Origin of the sequence: Glutamicibacter sp. M10, assembly GCF_025452055.1 — a bacterium.
Taxonomy (GTDB): domain Bacteria; phylum Actinomycetota; class Actinomycetes; order Actinomycetales; family Micrococcaceae; genus Glutamicibacter.
On record NZ_CP104918.1, the window covers coordinates 3,054,024 to 3,069,372 of the forward strand.

At 54.1% G+C, this 15,349-nt stretch carries 14 protein-coding genes and 2 pseudogenes; 6 read left to right on the forward strand and 10 right to left on the reverse strand.

Annotation, left to right across the window (positions count from 1 at the left end; translation table 11 throughout):
• The first annotated feature begins 25 nt into the window (after window positions 1-25).
• Entirely contained in the window at window positions 26-1,321 is a 1,296-nt protein-coding gene (locus N6V40_RS14825) for an Nramp family divalent metal transporter (protein ID WP_131089970.1), read from the forward strand.
• 74 nt (window positions 1,322-1,395) lie between these two features.
• Here N6V40_RS14825 and N6V40_RS14830 read toward each other — a convergent pair whose 3' ends face one another.
• On the reverse strand, window positions 1,396-2,070 hold the full coding sequence (locus tag N6V40_RS14830) for a response regulator (protein WP_131089971.1): 675 nt from the start codon (window positions 2,068-2,070) through the stop codon (window positions 1,396-1,398).
• A 10-nt stretch (window positions 2,071-2,080) separates the two neighbouring features.
• Window positions 2,081-3,688 (reverse strand): sensor histidine kinase, encoded by a 1,608-nt coding sequence (locus N6V40_RS14835; RefSeq protein WP_242632566.1) that lies wholly within the window; start codon window positions 3,686-3,688, stop codon window positions 2,081-2,083.
• 203 nt (window positions 3,689-3,891) lie between these two features.
• Here N6V40_RS14835 and N6V40_RS14840 point away from each other — a divergent pair.
• The 4 genes and pseudogenes from N6V40_RS14840 (at window position 3,892) to N6V40_RS14855 (ending at window position 7,397) form a co-directional block, all read left to right on the forward strand.
• Window positions 3,892-4,904 (forward strand): annotated as a pseudogene (locus N6V40_RS14840) (Bug family tripartite tricarboxylate transporter substrate binding protein).
• A complete protein-coding gene (locus N6V40_RS14845; RefSeq protein WP_262198114.1) occupies window positions 4,901-5,404 on the forward strand; it encodes a tripartite tricarboxylate transporter TctB family protein in 504 nt (167 codons plus the stop codon). The pseudogene N6V40_RS14840 and the gene N6V40_RS14845 overlap by 4 nt, the downstream one beginning before the upstream one ends.
• Complete coding sequence (locus N6V40_RS14850) at window positions 5,405-7,000, forward strand: tripartite tricarboxylate transporter permease (protein WP_262198115.1); 1,596 nt, start codon at window positions 5,405-5,407, stop codon at window positions 6,998-7,000.
• Window positions 6,897-7,397, forward strand: a complete 501-nt coding sequence (locus N6V40_RS14855; protein WP_315973812.1) for a universal stress protein — start codon at window positions 6,897-6,899, stop codon at window positions 7,395-7,397. The genes N6V40_RS14850 and N6V40_RS14855 overlap by 104 nt, the downstream gene beginning before the upstream one ends.
• A gap of 73 nt (window positions 7,398-7,470) precedes the next feature.
• Here N6V40_RS14855 and N6V40_RS14860 read toward each other — a convergent pair whose 3' ends face one another.
• Window positions 7,471-7,914: a DUF4282 domain-containing protein gene (locus tag N6V40_RS14860; RefSeq protein ID WP_262198116.1), complete on the reverse strand. Its 444-nt coding sequence runs from the start codon at window positions 7,912-7,914 to the stop codon at window positions 7,471-7,473.
• Between the two features lie 128 nt (window positions 7,915-8,042).
• Window positions 8,043-9,139 (reverse strand): annotated as a pseudogene (locus N6V40_RS14865) (pyridoxal-phosphate-dependent aminotransferase family protein).
• Window positions 9,140-9,525: 386 nt separating this feature from the next.
• Between N6V40_RS14865 and N6V40_RS14870 the strand changes: the two are divergent.
• Window positions 9,526-10,254 (forward strand): type 1 glutamine amidotransferase domain-containing protein, encoded by a 729-nt coding sequence (locus N6V40_RS14870; protein ID WP_262198117.1) that lies wholly within the window; start codon window positions 9,526-9,528, stop codon window positions 10,252-10,254.
• A 200-nt stretch (window positions 10,255-10,454) separates the two neighbouring features.
• On the opposite strand, the gene N6V40_RS17460 is transcribed toward N6V40_RS14870, so the two are convergent.
• The 6 genes from N6V40_RS17460 to rpsO all read right to left on the reverse strand — a co-directional run bounded on the left by N6V40_RS17460 (window position 10,455) and on the right by rpsO (window position 15,263).
• On the reverse strand, window positions 10,455-11,252 hold the full coding sequence (locus tag N6V40_RS17460) for an LLM class flavin-dependent oxidoreductase (protein ID WP_315973711.1): 798 nt from the start codon (window positions 11,250-11,252) through the stop codon (window positions 10,455-10,457).
• Window positions 11,195-11,782, reverse strand: a complete 588-nt coding sequence (locus N6V40_RS17465) for an LLM class flavin-dependent oxidoreductase (RefSeq protein WP_315973712.1) — start codon at window positions 11,780-11,782, stop codon at window positions 11,195-11,197. Before N6V40_RS17465 ends, N6V40_RS17460 begins: the two co-directional genes overlap by 58 nt.
• A 31-nt stretch (window positions 11,783-11,813) precedes the next feature.
• Window positions 11,814-12,656 carry an ABC transporter permease gene (locus N6V40_RS14880; protein WP_262198118.1) on the reverse strand — a complete coding sequence of 281 codons (843 nt, stop codon included), beginning with the start codon at window positions 12,654-12,656 and terminating at the stop codon, window positions 11,814-11,816.
• Entirely contained in the window at window positions 12,653-13,501 is an 849-nt protein-coding gene (locus N6V40_RS14885) for an ABC transporter ATP-binding protein (RefSeq protein WP_207306528.1), read from the reverse strand. Before N6V40_RS14885 ends, N6V40_RS14880 begins: the two co-directional genes overlap by 4 nt.
• A 6-nt stretch (window positions 13,502-13,507) precedes the next feature.
• Window positions 13,508-14,542 carry an ABC transporter substrate-binding protein gene (locus N6V40_RS14890; RefSeq protein ID WP_262198120.1) on the reverse strand — a complete coding sequence of 345 codons (1,035 nt, stop codon included), beginning with the start codon at window positions 14,540-14,542 and terminating at the stop codon, window positions 13,508-13,510.
• Window positions 14,543-14,993: 451 nt separating this feature from the next.
• Window positions 14,994-15,263 (reverse strand): 30S ribosomal protein S15, encoded by a 270-nt coding sequence (gene rpsO / locus N6V40_RS14895; RefSeq protein ID WP_131089982.1) that lies wholly within the window; start codon window positions 15,261-15,263, stop codon window positions 14,994-14,996.
• Window positions 15,264-15,349: the final 86 nt, after the last annotated feature.

Consider the following 15,349-nt stretch of genomic DNA (forward strand, 5'->3'; position numbering starts at 1 on the left):
GTTCGTACCAAAAGGAGGACTCGTAATGAGCGAGCCGAACAATGTCGTCGTAGCCTCGTCCAATTACGGCAGTCAGCAGCGCCCGGTAAGAAACAACAATGGTGCTGGAACCCGAAAGCGTCGTACTTTTCTGGGCTATCTTGCACTCATGGGTCCAGCTTTTGTAGTGGGCGCATGGCAATTTGGACCTGGAAACCTGACCACTGCGGTTCAAGCAGGTAGCCGCTATGGATACAGCTTGTTATGGGTCATCGCCATCTCAACGATTCTCATGATTTTCTTCACCGACATGAGTGTGCGCTTTGGCCTGTCTTCGCCAAGTTCGCTCATTACCGCAATCAAAGATCATCTAGGTAAAGCCACGGGCATCGCCGCAGGCTTTGGTGTTTTTGGTATTACCTTGATGTTCTCCGTAGGCAACGCAGTTGGCTCCGGTCTTGGGCTATCGATGGTGTTTGGCGGATCACCGATCTTATGGACGGTCATCTGTACCGCCGGAGTGGGTCTGATTCTCGCCTTCCGCAATGTCTACGGCATAGTTGAAAAAGCCTTGTTGGTGATCGTTGCCCTGATGGCCGTCGCCTTTATTGCCAGCGCAGTGATTGCCAAACCAGATTGGTACCAGTCTGCTGCCGGATTAGTGCCGCAGCTGCCTGCCGGAAGCGAAATTCTTGTTGTGGCTCTGGTGGGTACCAACTTCTCCATCAACGCAGCGTTCTACAACTCGTATGGCATCAAAGAAAATGCGAGATCGCGTGCAGATTACCGAGATATCACGCTTGTCGACACCATTCCTGGCATTGTGGCTCCGGGGATCATGACCGCCTTGGTGATCATGGTTTCTGCAGCCGTCCTCGGATCAACGGGTTCGCAAGCAGGAACCATCAATGGACTAGCCGCCATCTTTGAGCCACTGGCTGGACCGGTGGGAACCGTGATCTTTGCCCTCGGCCTATCTGGCGCAGCGTTCTCATCAATGATTGCCAATGCCACTGCTGGCGGAACGATGATGTCAGATGCACTGGGAAAGGGGTCTAAGAGTGGATCGCCCACCGCGCGAATCGTTACCGGACTCATCTTGGCTTTTGGGCTGTTAGTAACCCTTGCTTTCCAATCCTCGCCCGTAGGACTAATCGTCATCGCGCAATCGTTGACCGTCCTTATCGCACCACTGTTGGGAGTGCTTCTGGTTCTCATGGCCAACAACGTCCACGTTATGGGAGAACTTCGTAACCGGTGGTGGCACAACCTGTTCGGCCTTCTCGGCTTGGTTGCCATCATTGCATCCTCGGTACGGCTGATCTCCGTATTGCTCAGCTAACCCACCGATGACTAAAGGCCGTTTCTTGCATCCTCAACGGATGAAAGAAGCGGCCTTGCTCGTCAGATAGCGTGCTACTTGTTCCAGGAATACCGGCGTTCTGGACGCCCGACTCCCCCATATCGTAAGTTCACTTGGACCATGCTTTCCTCAGTTAAGTACTCCAAATACCGGCGAGCGCTCACTCGTGAGGTGCCAAGTTTTTCTGCTGTCTCTGTGGCCGAGATGGGTTCGGTTGCGTCCTTGACGATGTTTTCCACCAGCACCATGGTTTCCGCGCTGCAGCCTTTGGGCAGTGGGCGACGAGTCTGTCCGCCAAGGCCGAAGAGACGATTCACGTCGGCTTGTTCCATTTCTTGGTCGGTGGCCTCATCTAATGGCTGGTAGGTCTTGGCGTAGTGCCCCAGTCTTTCGCGTAGGTCATCCCACGAGAAGGGCTTCATCAGGTAATGCACGATACCGCCTCGTAGTGCGCGGCGAACCGTATCCATTTCCCGGGCGGCGCTAATCACCAAAATATCTAGGTTCGGTTGAACTTTGCGTAACCGTTGTAATAGGTCCAGACCATTCATATCTGGCAGGTGGATGTCCAGTAAGGCCAAGTCAGGGTTCAGCTCTTGGGTGGCCGTGATGGCGTCCTTGGCGGTATGCGCTATCCCTGCAACGGTGAACCCTGGCTCCTTGCTGACAAATCCGGCGTGCACTCTTGCCACCATAAAGTCATCGTCGATCACCAGAACTTTGATCACTGGATAGGTCCTACTTTCTGAGTGTTGCGGTAAATCGTGCGCCATTGTCATTGATCGCTTCAATATCTCCTCCACGGCGCCGACAAACCAGTCGGCTCAGTGCCAGGCCAAAGCCCCTGCCGCCTGAGACGGTGGTGTCCTTTGTGGAGAATCCTTGAGTGAAAATTTCATTCATCGCTTCATCAGCAATCCCAGATCCATTGTCACCGACAATGACGGTTATCAGTCCATCGAGGTCATTGATGGAGAGATTGATCGTTGGCTGATCAATCTCGGCGACAGCATCAATGGCGTTATCAATGAGATTGCCTAGCACCGTGGTTAGGTCCCTTGCACTCTGGTCGTCCCCTCGTCCCAGACTTGAGTCTTGCGAAACTTCAAGTCGGATTCCTCGTTCTGCAGCCACGCTGGCTTTGGCTATGAGCAAGGCAGAGATCGTGGGCTCGGCCATTTGCGCCGCGAGGTTTTCAAAGACTTTGCTGCGGCTGAAGCTGACGCCATCGATGAAGCGAACCACCTCGTTGTATTCCTCTAGCTGGATGAGCCCGGAGATGGCATGTAGATGATTGGCAAATTCGTGCGTCTGGGCTCGCAGCATGTCTGCGGTGGCCTTGCTGTCGCCAAGCTCTTGCTCAAGTAAAGTCAGCTCGGTCCGGTCACGGAAGGTCGTCACAGATCCAAGATCTTTGCGGGCAGTCTTCACGGGCATTCGGTTGAAGACAACAACGCGTTCTCCAATGAGGAACTGCCGGTCGGGGTGTTGTTGCTTTGTCATCAAGGCCCTACTGACCTGTGGTGCTATTTCCAGTTCTGTGAGCTTTTTACCCACGCAATGTAACGGCAGTTGCAATAGTTCGATGGCGGTATCGTTGGCCAGCATGATTCGGCTATCCGGTGAGACCGAAATGATTCCTTCCTTCACCCCATGCAACAGCGCTTCACGGTGTTCAAAGAGTTCGGCGATCTCCTGCGGTTCCATGCCGCGGGTTTGATGCTTGACCCTGCGCGAAAGTAAAACTGAACCGACAGTTCCGAGGATCACTGAGATGAACAGTGTAATCAGCGCGCTGGGTGCAATCTCTTGGATGAGTTCTTGAGTGCTGGGGTAGCTTTGCCCGGCACTGACGATGCCTACAAGCTTTCCGTCATCGTCGAGTACCGGCACCTGCGCAATGAGCACGTGACTGCCGTTGCGGTCTATTTCGCCGGCCCAGCCCCTACCTTGGGCCACAGAGGATTCTGGCTGCAGGATTGAGGTTCCAACTTCATCAGGGAAGGTGGAGGTGACCACGGTGCCATGCTCATCTGCGAGGGTGACAAATTGCAGCCCCGAGGTACTTCGCGTGGTTTCAGCCATCGCGGGAAGCGCTGATCCCATTTCCGGTGCTGCTTTAGGCATGAGTGCGCGCATCAGCGGGTTAGCAGCTAAAGACTCTGCCGCTGAAAGGCTGCGCCGGCCTTCCACCTTTTCAAAGTTGTTGGTGGACTGAGTTAGCGAGACAGCAACTACTCCCGCCAGCACTACCGCGATAATCAGTAACTGCAAGATGAGGTACTGTCCGGCCAAGGAAATCCTGCGAGCAAAGATGTCGGTGAATTTTGAAGCTTTTAAACTCACAGACACATCCTTATCCAAGATTCATTTCTTCCCCGCCTTTGGGGCACCCAGCAACTTTACCGAACTTTTTGATGACTCAAATCACAATTCGCGGTTACACAATGAACAGTATTTTCTTTGCGTACGTAAGAGTGACCTAGTTCACATCCATGCTTACTGTGGAACTACTCGCAACTACGATTCAAGCAATGAGGCTGCAATCAATGAAAAGTTTCAAATCCTTCCGTGCCCTGACGGTCTTCGCCGCCACTGCAGCCCTGGCCTTGGGGGCCACCGGCTGTGGCGTTACCTCTGAGAAGTCGGGATCCGACGCCGGAACGTCAGACGCACCAATCGCCAACCTGCGCATCATGGTCCCTAATACTCCAGGTGGCGGATACGACACCACCGCACGCGTGGGCGCCAAGGTCATGGACGAAGCCAAGCTGGCCACCAATCCAGAAGTGTTTAACCTAGCCGGCGCTGGTGGCACCGTAGGTCTGGCCCGCATGATCAACGAAAAGGGCAATGGCGATCTGGCCATGCTCATGGGTCTGGGCGTAGTTGGTGCCAGCTACACCAATGACACCGATGGAAAGCTGACCGATACCACCCCAATCGCCAAGCTGATCGAAGAGCCAGGAGCCATCATGGTCTCCAAGGATTCGCCATACAAGACCATCGACGATTTGGTCGCAGCGTGGAAGAAGGATCCAGGAAAGATCTCCGTCGGTGGCGGCTCCTCCCTGGCGGTCCTGACCACCTGCTTCCAATGCAGTTGGCAGAAGCTGTTGGTATTGACCCTAAGGACGTGAACTTCGTTTCCTTCGACGGCGGTGGCGATCTACTGCCAGCCATCTTGGGCAACAAGGTCGGCTTTGCAGCCTCGGGTGCTGGCGAGTACATGCAGCAGATCGAAAAGGGCTCGGTTCGAGTTCTGGCAACCAGTGGCGAAAAGAGCCTTGAAGGTGTTGACGCTCCAACGTTGAAGGAATCTGATATCGACTTGGTGTTCTCAAACTGGCGTGGGCTGGTTGCCCCTCCAGGTATCTCTGATGAGGACAAGACCAAGTGGGTCGAGCTGATGACCGAAATGCACGACTCCGAGCAGTGGAAAGAAGCACTGAAAACTAACGGTTGGACCGACGCGTTCATGACCGGTGATGATTTCTCTGCTTTCCTCACCGAACAGGATGAGCGTGTAGCAAGCGTCCTGAAGACCCTGGGTCTGGCGTGAGCGCAGTAAATACCGCAAAGAAGAAACGCGTCGAACTGTTGTTCGCCGCGTTTCTTCTTCTCGTCGGAATCATTGTGTTTGTTGACGCGTCGCAATTACATGCGACGTACTCCCAGGCTGACGCTATCGGGCCTAAGGCAGTGCCCTACCTGGTGTCAGGAATCCTAGTGCTCTCCTCTATTGCCCTGAGCATCACCGTGGCCCGAGGCAACCTCGCTGAAGGAGATGAGGGTGAAGACGTTGATCTGAGCCAGCCTTCGGACTGGAAGGTACTTGTGCCGCTACTTGGCTTCTTCGTCTTGAACCTGTTGCTGATCAACTGGGCCGGTTGGGTTATTTCCGGAACGATCCTGTTCTTCGGCGTTGCAACTAGCTTGGGCGCTCGCCGTTGGGCCCTCACCGCGGTGATCTCGCTGGTACTGGCGTTTGGATCTTTCTACGGCTTCTACTTGGGGTTGGGCATCAAACTGCCCGCCGGAATTCTCTCGGGGGTGCTGTAAATGGATACATTCAATTTATTGATGGGCGGATTTGAATCCGCTCTGACCCCGATCAACCTGCTGTTCGCTTTCGCTGGCGTGGTCTTGGGTACTGCAGTTGGCGTTCTTCCTGGCATTGGTCCAGCGATGGCCGTGGCACTGCTTTTGCCACTAACCTTCGGCATGGAAACATCTAGTGCCTTGATCATGTTTGCGGGTATCTACTACGGCGGTATGTACGGTGGTTCCACCACCTCCATCCTGCTTAATACTCCAGGCGAGTCGGCCACCGTCATCACAGCCATTGAAGGCCACAAGATGGCCAAGGCTGGACGGGCATCTCAGGCACTAGCCACCGCTGCGATCGGCTCATTTGTTGCCGGAACCATCGGTACAGCGCTGCTGGTGACTGTCACACCAATCGTGGTGAAGTTTGCGGTGAGCCTTGGCGCACCAAGTTACTTTGCCATCATGGTGCTTTCACTGATCACGGTTACTGCCGTCTTGGGCTCGTCAAAGATCCGCGGTTTTGCTGCCCTCGGTTTGGGGCTGGCTATTGGTCTTGTGGGCATGGATCCTGTGTCCGGTCAGAAGCGTCTAACCTTCGGCTTTGCTCCGCTGATTGACGGTATCGACATCGTAGTTGTCGCCGTGGCAATCTTTGCTATTGGTGAGGCGCTGTGGATCGCCGCTCACCTGCGCCGCACTCCGGCGCACACCATTCCTGTCGGTACTCCGTGGATGGGTAAGGAAGATTGGAAGCGTTCCTGGAAGCCATGGCTTCGCGGCACCGCCTTCGGATTCCCTTTTGGTGCATTGCCTGCCGGCGGCGCCGAGGTTCCAACCTTCTTGTCTTACGTAACAGAGAAGAAGCTCTCCAAGCACCCTGAGGAATTTGGCCACGGTGCCATCGAAGGTGTTGCTGGTCCAGAAGCTGCTAACAACGCTTCAGCTGCCGGAACACTGACGCCAATGCTGGCCTTGGGCCTGCCAACCAACGCGACCGCTGCGGTGATGTTGGCGTTCTTGACCATGAAGGGCATCCAGCCTGGCCCGTTCCTCTTCGAGAATGAACCCGATTTGGTATGGGCACTGATTGCCAGCCTGTTTATCGGCAACACGTTGTTGCTGCTGATCAACTTGCCGTTGGCGCCACTGTGGGCCAAGCTTTTGAAGATTCCTCGCCCCTACCTGTACGCGGGCATCTTGTTCTTCGCTACCCTGGGCGCGTTCTCCGTGAACATGCAGGTAGCAGACTTGTGGATCTTGCTGCTCATTGGTCTGTTGGGCTTTGCACTGCGTCGCTTCGGATTGCCAGTGCTGCCACTGATCCTTGGTGTCATCATCGGGCCGATGGCCGAGGAACAACTGCGCAAAACCTTCCAGCTCTCCTCGGGCAGTGTGTCAGGAATCTGGAGTGAACCATTAGCGATCGGGATCTACGTATTGATCGCGGTACTGCTAGTACTGCCAGCCGTGATTACTTACATCCGTCGTTCCCGTGGCCGCCATGATGTTGTTGCTGAAGCTGTCCTTGGCGAAGTGGCCGACCAGCCAAAGCACAAGGCCGGAGTTTCGGGCACGACCGCAGACGACGACGAAAGGGAGAACTCATGAGCATCGTTGTAGGCTACATCCCCTCCCTGAGGGTGAAGCTGCTTTGGAGCGGGCCATCAAAGAATCAACAGCAAGACAAGCAAGGTTGATTGTGGTGAACTCCTCCAAAGGAGACCAACTAGTTGATGATCGGCTCATCGATGCTAAACAGCATCACGATCTGGAAGCACGATTGGCTGAATCCGGAGTAGATTTCTGGATTCAGCGTCAAACCCAGGGCATCGATGCCGCAGACCAGATTTTGCAAGTGGCAGAAGCTCAACGAGCCGAGCTCATTGTCATTGGACTGCGCAAGCGCACCCCAATGGGAAAGTTCATCATGGGTAGTGTCGCTCAAAGAGTGCTGCTTCAAGCTGGTTGTCCGGTGCTTTCACTCAAAGCAACTAACGACTGGTAAGCAAAACGTGGAACCCTCAATTTAAGCGAAATGATCCGCACCAATTGGTGCGGATCATTTCTCTTTGCTGACTTTACTTCTGGTACGGATTTGGTGGTGGAGTGGTACCACTGTTGTCCGGATCAGCCGGGCGAACCTGTGCGCCACCCTGCGATGGGTACTGCGTTGTTGGGTTGTAACCCTGTGGTGCTGGTGGGTTATTTGGCAACGATCCACGTCCTGCTTCAGCTGGTGGTGTGCCACCAGCAAGTCGGACAAGTTCCGAAGTGTTCTCCGCGGTACGGATCGAAGCAATCAGCGACTCAAGTCCAGCGCGGATCAAAACAAGGTAGATCAAAACGAATAGTGGTCCGATGATGATCAAAACCAACAGTCCGAGCATGGTGCTTTCCGTAAAAGCGCTGATCACCATGCCGAGGTAGGCAATAACCAACAGGACCATGATCAAGATGTAGACAAACTTGACGATGGACGGAGTTACGAACTTTTTGAAACTGAAATCAAAAAGGGCTTTCATCCTTCTGCCTTCTCTCATGTCGAAACGAATGATATAGCCGACAGTATCGGACTATGAGCCATGAGGAAAGCTGATCTAGAAAATAAGTACTGGCCGTCGTAGTGTTTTTTGATTTCCCTTGGTCTTCTTTACGCCTTGGAGATGGCTTCTTTCAGCGCCGTCAACAACAGCGCTACCGAACCCGGGTTGGCGTTTGGCCCCATCAGGCCAATACGCCATACGGTGCTGGCATACTGACCAACACCACCACCAATCTCGATGTTCAAGCGATCCAGCAGATAGCCGCGCACCTTCGCCGAGTCCACACCTTCTGGAACATTCACGGTGGTCAACTGCGGGAGCCGGTGTCCTTCTTGGGCGAAGAGCGTCAGGCCCATCTCTTGCAAACCATCCTGCAACAACGAGCCAGCTTCTTGATGCCGAGCGGTCACCGCATCCAATCCTTCGGACAGAATTCGATCAATTCCGCCTCCAGCGAGGCAACCATGGCCACCGGTGCAGTGTGGTGATAGGTACGACCGCCGCCCGCAGAACCGGTGGCGTAACCTCCGAGCAGTCCGAGGTCTAAGTACCACGATTGTGGCTTCTGTACTCGACGTTCAAAGGCACGGTCGGAGATGGTGAACGGAGCCAAACCTGGGGCCACACCAATGCACTTCTGGGTGCCGGCGTATCCCACATCGATCCCCCACTCATCAGCCAGTACCGGCATACCGCCAATGGAAGTTACCGCATCCGTGATCAGCAGCGCGTCACCCTTGATAGCGCCCAAGGCAGCAATGTCCGAAAGCACACCGGTACTTGTTTCTGCATGCACACCAGCAATCACCGAAGGATTCGGGTGAGCGTCAGCCACACGCTGCGCATCAATCGGAGTGCCGTATTCGTGATCCACGCGGACCACTTCGGCACCAACACGTGAGGCAACTTCGCACATGCGCTCGCCGAACAGACCGTTAATAGCAATCACAGCGACATCACCGGGATTGATGGTGTTCACAAACGCAGCTTCCATTCCAGCTGATCCGGTAGCGCTCAGCGGAAGGGTGCGCAGGTTTTGTGTGCCCCACAGTGTTCGCAGTCCCTCGGCTACATGATCCATCCGGGCAATGAACGCAGGATCCAGGTGTCCCAGCAGTGGCAGGCCAAGAGCTGCCGTTGCTTCCGGGTACGGGTTACATGGACCTGGGCCGAAAAGATGACGCTGAAGAACGGTCTGACTCATGACTGCTCACTTTCACTTATATGAATTGTTCCAATCGAGATTCAGCGTATCCGCAAGAGGTTGAAAAACGAAAGGTTAGTTCCACATTGTAGAAATTTATGAATTGTAGCCAGAGCGCCATTTTCGAGATGACACATGATGATGAGCCGCTTTGGCACTCACATGCTCCGTTACTTCGTTGCGAGATCGCGGGCTCAGCGCCGAGCAGTGTCCGCTAGCTTCGATCGGTTTGGCCAACAGGTTGCTGGCAAGGCTGATGCTTTGCTCAAATTAGCCATCACCAAGTCAGGGAAGAATCATATAGAAGTCTGAAAACCCCATCAGTCAGGTTGAACTTGAACGCCGTTTGTATAAGTCTGAAAGGACAAATGCGAAAGGAGTACTCCGTGAAGAAAATCCTCATGGTCCTAACCAGCGTTTCCGAACTCGGTGCAGGAGGAGAGCCCACCGGCTACAACGTGGCAGAGGCAGCCCACCCTTGGAAGGTCTTCCGAGATTCAGGACACTTTGTCGACTTTGCTTCAATTAAGGGCGGTCAGCCGCCACGGGACACCGTCGATACCGACGACCCAATCCAAGTTCAATTTACTGAAGATGAGACCACCCGCGCTGGGCTTTACAACACTGCCAGGGTAGAAGTTGTTGATCCAGAACAGTACGACGCCGTGTACCTCGTAGGTGGACACGGCACCATGTGGGACTTCCCTAATAACGAAGGCCTTCAGAAACTTGTTGGTGGCATTTACAACAAGGGTGGCGTTGTCGGTGCTGTTTGCCACGGTCCAGCGGGACTCCTTGATGTCGAGTTGCATCACGGTTTGAAGCTCCTTAGTGGCAAGGATGTCGCAGCCTTCACGAATGATGAAGAAGTTGCAGCGGGCAAGGACAAGGTCATTCCGTTCTTCCTTGCAGACAAGCTCACCGAGCAGGGCGCAAACCACATTGCCGTCGATAACTTCGAAGAAAATGTTCAGGTTTCCGAACGATTGGTGACCGGACAGAACCCTGCATCAGCCGCGGGTGTTGCCAAGGAGATGGAGAAGCTTCTAGCTGAAGCCATCCATCAGGAAAAGGCTGAGGAAGAAGCCGCAGAAGCCGAAGCTGAAGCCGACTAGGCTGATACGCAACAACCTCTGAAGTTACGCAGTAACGACGCTTGGACTCGTGTGAAATCACGAGTCCAAGCGTCGTTTTGTGCCCAGTAGTTCCAAGGGTGAATTGGTGCAAGGACCGATGGGACCCGCTCCCATGGCATCCGCGATTTTTGTTGGCGTGAGCTACTAGATCTTTGAGCCATCAGCGCGTTTGAGTGTAACTAGTGAACAAGGCCCGCATGATCGACGGTGGGCACTTCAAGCCCGTAGTGACCACGCAGAGTGCTCTGATCGTAGTCAGTTCGGAAGAGCTTGCGTTGCTGCAACAACGGAACAACGTGTTCGGCAAAGGTTTCAAGGCCCGAGGGCAATACCGGAGCCATGATGTTGAAGCCATCAGCGGCACCTGCCTTGAACCAGTATTCGATTCGGTCCGCCAGCTGCTCAGGGGTTCCAGCAAATGTCTGGTGACCACGTCCTGAGCCGAGTTCACGAATAATCTGACGAACCGTCAGATTTTTGCGGTATCCCAGATCCAAAATCAGGTCGCGACGTGAGGTGGATTTTTCCTTGGAAGTCGCTGTCTCCAGCCCCTCGGGGAGCACCTCGTCAAGCTCCAAAACATCCGGGGCTACTTGCAGTTGCTGCGCCAAGGTCTTCTTTGCATACTCCGGAAGAATCAAGTCATCCAAGGCATCAGCCAGCTCAAGAGCTTCAGCTTCCGTTGATCCGAGGATGGGAACGATACCCGGCAAAACTTTGACGGACTGCTCGGAGCGTCCGTAGCCCACGGCCTTGGTCTTGATCTCTTGATAGAAGTCCCTTGCTGATTCGAAGGACTGATGAGCCGTGAATATAGCTTCAGCCCATTGACCGGCAAATTCCTTGCCCGCCTGTGAGGCTCCGGCTTGAATAATCACCGGGTGTCCTTGAGGCGAACGCGGAACGTTCAGCGCTCCCGCTACCTGGAAGTGCTCCCCACATGAGCGGCTGGATGAATCTTGGCCGGATCCGCCCACGTGCCACTTGCCTTGTCAGCGATGACCGCATCTGGCTCCCACGAATTCCACAATTTTTTCACCACGCTCAGGAACTCATGCGCCCTGGCGTAGCGCTGTGAACTATCAAGCTGTGACTGTTGGGAAAAATTCTGCGCAGCTGCGTCACCGGCAGTGGTCACAACATTCCAGCCTGCTCGTCCATTGCTGATCAGATCCAGCGTTGCGAACCGGCGAGCAAGGTTATAAGGATCGTTGTAGCTAGTGGAAGCCGTAGCGATCAGTCCAATATTTTTAGTCACCGGCGCAATAGCGGAAAGCAGTGTCACCGGGTCCAGGATTCCGGCTGGTCGTTGTGCCACCGGCCCTTGAAGCACCGGTCCGTCAGCAAAGAAGATTGCGTCGAGTTTGGCCTTTTCCGCAAGCTGCGCCAAGCGAATGTAGTGGTCAACTTCTGTTCCTGCATGGGGGTCGCTCTCGGGCAATCGCCACGAGGACTCGTGGTGCCCGGTAGTTAGCAAGAATGCGTTGAGGGTTAAAGTGCGTGCCATAATTCTGGTCCTTATCCGTGAGAGTTGAGAGTTAGGCGCGAGCCCAGCGCGAAAAGTGTCGCTCCAATGCCACAAGGGCTGCATTAACAACAAAGCCGAGAACGGCGACGGTCAAGATCGCTGCATACATTTTTGGAATGAGGAAGCTGGCCTGCGAGTTGGTGATCAGATATCCAAGACCAGCTTTTGCACCGATCATTTCAGCAGCAATTAGAACCAGCACTGCAGAAGTTCCTGCCATGCGAATGCCGGTAAAGATAATCGGCACAGAGGCCGGTAGGACGACCTTTGAAAAAATCTCAAAGTTGTTTAGTCCCAGCGTTTTGCCTGCACGAATCAGCAGTGGATCTACGCTGCGTGCGCCCAGAATGGTGTTGAGCAGAACCGGGAAGAACGCTGCGTAGAGCACGATGGTGACCTTGGAGAGTTCGCCAATGCCAAGAGTGAGAGTGAATACCGGTAACAGTGCCAGGGCCGCAGTGTTTCGGAATACTTCCAGAAGCGGATTCAGAAAATCTCCGATTCGCGAGAACCATGCCACCACTAGCCCCACCGGTACACCGATCACCAGGGCAAGAAGGAAACCGATGGCTGAGCGTCCTAAGCTGGCGGAAATATGTGTCAGCAGATCTCCGCTCACGATCATTTTCCATAATTGCTGAAGTACCTCGTGCAATGGTGGAAGGAAGACCTTGGAAGCCGGTTCAAGGAGAAATTGTGGAATCAGTTCCCACACCAGTAAGAACCCGATGATTGCTCCGGAACGGTAGAGCGTTTTCCTTATCGTTGCCCCAGCTCGTCCCGTTGGTGCTGTTCGTTGCGCGGACGAAGTTTCAACTCTGATCTGCTGATCTGGCAATGCTAGTGTGCTCATGCTGTGGCTCCTGAAGATATCAAGGTTTTTTCGACCGACGCGGCTACGTCTTGGCGACTGTGGCTATGTAACAGTGACCAGATGTGATGACGGTACTCACCGAACTGCTGGGTTGAGCGGATGTCATCTACCGACTGGCGATCTTGAAGATCAATGTTCACAATTTCCTTGATCTTCCCTGGTCTGGCGGACATGACCGCCACTTTCTGCCCTAGGTAGACCGCTTCTTCAATACCGTGGGTAATAAAAACGATGGTGGTCTTGGTGCGTTTCCAGATGTCCAGCAACAGGTCTTGAAGCTGTTCGCGAGTTTGCGCATCCAGCGCTGCGAATGGCTCGTCCATGAGCAAGACCTTTGGTTCGTGGGCAAGAGCTCGCGCAATCGCTACACGCTGTCTCATTCCTCCGGAAAGTTCGTGCGGGTACTTATCTTCCACGCCTTCTAGGCCAACCAAGCGTAGGTATTCGTGCGCTCGTATCCGGCGTTCGGCCTTGTTCAGGCCCTGACCATGTCGCGCTTGGCTTTCCAAGCCGACCTGAACATTGGCTGCTGCGGTGAGCCACGGGAACAGCGCATATTGTTGAAAGACAACTGAGCGTTCCAGGCTAGGCCCAGAAATAGGCTGCCCGTCAACGAGAACTTCGCCTTGGCTCGGTGTGCTCAACCCAGCAAGGATGTCCAACAAGGTGGACTTACCGCATCCGCTCGGTCCCACCAAGGTGAAGAATTCGCCGTCCTCAATCCACAGATCAAGTGAATCGATGGCCGTGACTGCGCTTTGGTCGCTAGCGCCAGTACGTTGGAACTTCTTGCTCAGATTTTTGATTTCAATTCTCGACATGATCGGTCATTACCCTTCGCTCGCGAGATCGTTAAATTCGTTGGTGTAGTACTCGCTGGGTGTTATTTCACCGTCAACGATTCCGGTGCTCTTCAACCATTCGGACCATCGGCTGAAGTCTTCATCTGAGATCGGCGCATTCTTGCCTACGCCATAACCGTTGAAATACTGCAGAGCTTCAACATCTTCGCCACGATCTCTGGACTCGATGATGTCCGTCAATTTTCTGAGCACTTCTTCACGTGAATGCGATGACGCCCAGTTCGCCGCTTTGGCGGTACCCGTTGCCAGAGCATGTGCCGCTTCGGGATATTCAGCGATGAAATCGTCACGCAATACGTATTCACCACCATTGAAGTTGTCAAAAACTTCAGTGTCCCGGAAGACTTCCCGCAGATCCCCTTGTTTCACGGCATGGACCTGGGCTGCACCAGAGAGTGCCCCGACGTCTACCTGATGGGTGCGAACCGCTTGCTCGGTATCTGTCGGCGGCAGAACGACTAGCTGAACTTGGTCAATCTCGTCCGGGCTTAATCCTTGTGCTTTCAGATAGGTGTGGATCACGGCTTCGGAGTGAGCTCCGAGGGTGTTGACCGCGACAGTCTTTCCAATCAGATCCCGGGCTTCTTTAATGCCGCTGTCTTTCGCGGCATAAAAACCAACAAAGTAATCGTCATTGGAGCCGTAGTATGAGGCGACCGCGGTCACCGGGGAGCCAGCTTCTTGTAGCTTTACAACTGCGCCGGCAAATGCGCCACCGATGTCGGTCTCGCCGGTCGCCGTGTTTTGAATGGACAGCGGACCGCTGGAGTTATTGCCGACCCATTCCAGCTTAATGCCGTCAAGATATCCGAGGCCGGCAGCCAGCTCAATGAGCGTTACGGTGTTGGCTGCGCCTTCGTAGCGGACATTGACGGTGCCGTCTGCATTCTTCAGATCAGTGCCGTGTGCGGAGGCTGTGCATGACGCCAGCAAAAGTGCTGGTGCCAGCAATAGCGTTGCCGCGCCTTGGCGCTGCCGTCGAGTAAGCGGGGTCTTGAACATCTTTGGTATTCCATTTCCTTTGCCGGTGCGGGCTGTTGCTAGCCATACAAGCACCTTTGGAAAGGGTCAGAAAGGGGCTCTGAAACCTGGTGAAATTCAGTGAAACGCGAAGTCAAAGTCGCTATCAGATGTCCGGAAAAGTCCTTGATGTCTGCACCTGTTGTAGCCTGAGGAAACATCGGGTCATAGTGCCTTCAGCACGGCGTTAATTTGGTTTAACAAGTCGCACAGAGTCTCGTGTTTTTAGCAGGTATCGGCGCGGGCGACTCTACGTATCAGTCATAGAAAGACATGTTCAGTATGTGTGCGGCAGCAGAAAATCAGCTTGTCGATTTTTATGATGATCTCCAGTTCATTCGTGCAGTGAACATGTCGCACAGGTGTTATCCGGGCATAAAAAAATCCCCGCCTTCCAAAAGAAAGGCGGGGATCTTCGCACCAGTGCGAAAGACTACTTACGTAGGCCCAAGCGCTCGATCAGCGTACGGTAACGCTCGATGTTGGTGTTCTTCAGGTAGCCGAGCATACGACGACGACGACCAACCAGAGCCATAAGGCCACGGCGGGTGTGGTGATCATGCTTGTGCATCTTCAGGTGCTCGGTCAGGTCCAAGATACGGCGGGACATGACGGCAATCTGAACCTCAGGCGAACCGGTGTCACCCTCGTGGGTAGCGTAAGCCTTGATGATTTCGTTCTTGATAGTGGCATCCAATGCCATAACAAACTCCTAGAGTTGGACCGCGTTCATAAGTCAGTGCAAACGCCGAAGCGTCTACGGTGGAAACTCGCAACCGCGGACTGCAG

What these genes read in the sequence shown, in the direction of transcription:
- N6V40_RS14850 (WP_262198115.1), top strand. Translation starts at nt 5,405, where the DNA reads ATGGATACATTCAATTTATTGATGGGCGGATTTGAATCCGCTCTGACC.
- N6V40_RS17465 (WP_315973712.1), bottom strand. Translation starts at nt 11,782, where the DNA reads ATGGCACGCACTTTAACCCTCAACGCATTCTTGCTAACTACCGGGCAC.
- N6V40_RS14860 (WP_262198116.1), bottom strand. Translation starts at nt 7,914, where the DNA reads ATGAAAGCCCTTTTTGATTTCAGTTTCAAAAAGTTCGTAACTCCGTCC.
- rpsO (WP_131089982.1), bottom strand. Translation starts at nt 15,263, where the DNA reads ATGGCATTGGATGCCACTATCAAGAACGAAATCATCAAGGCTTACGCT.
- N6V40_RS14855 (WP_315973812.1), top strand. Translation starts at nt 6,897, where the DNA reads ATGTTGTTGCTGAAGCTGTCCTTGGCGAAGTGGCCGACCAGCCAAAGC.
- N6V40_RS14880 (WP_262198118.1), bottom strand. Translation starts at nt 12,656, where the DNA reads ATGAGCACACTAGCATTGCCAGATCAGCAGATCAGAGTTGAAACTTCG.
- N6V40_RS14890 (WP_262198120.1), bottom strand. Translation starts at nt 14,542, where the DNA reads ATGTTCAAGACCCCGCTTACTCGACGGCAGCGCCAAGGCGCGGCAACG.
- N6V40_RS14825 (WP_131089970.1), top strand. Translation starts at nt 26, where the DNA reads ATGAGCGAGCCGAACAATGTCGTCGTAGCCTCGTCCAATTACGGCAGT.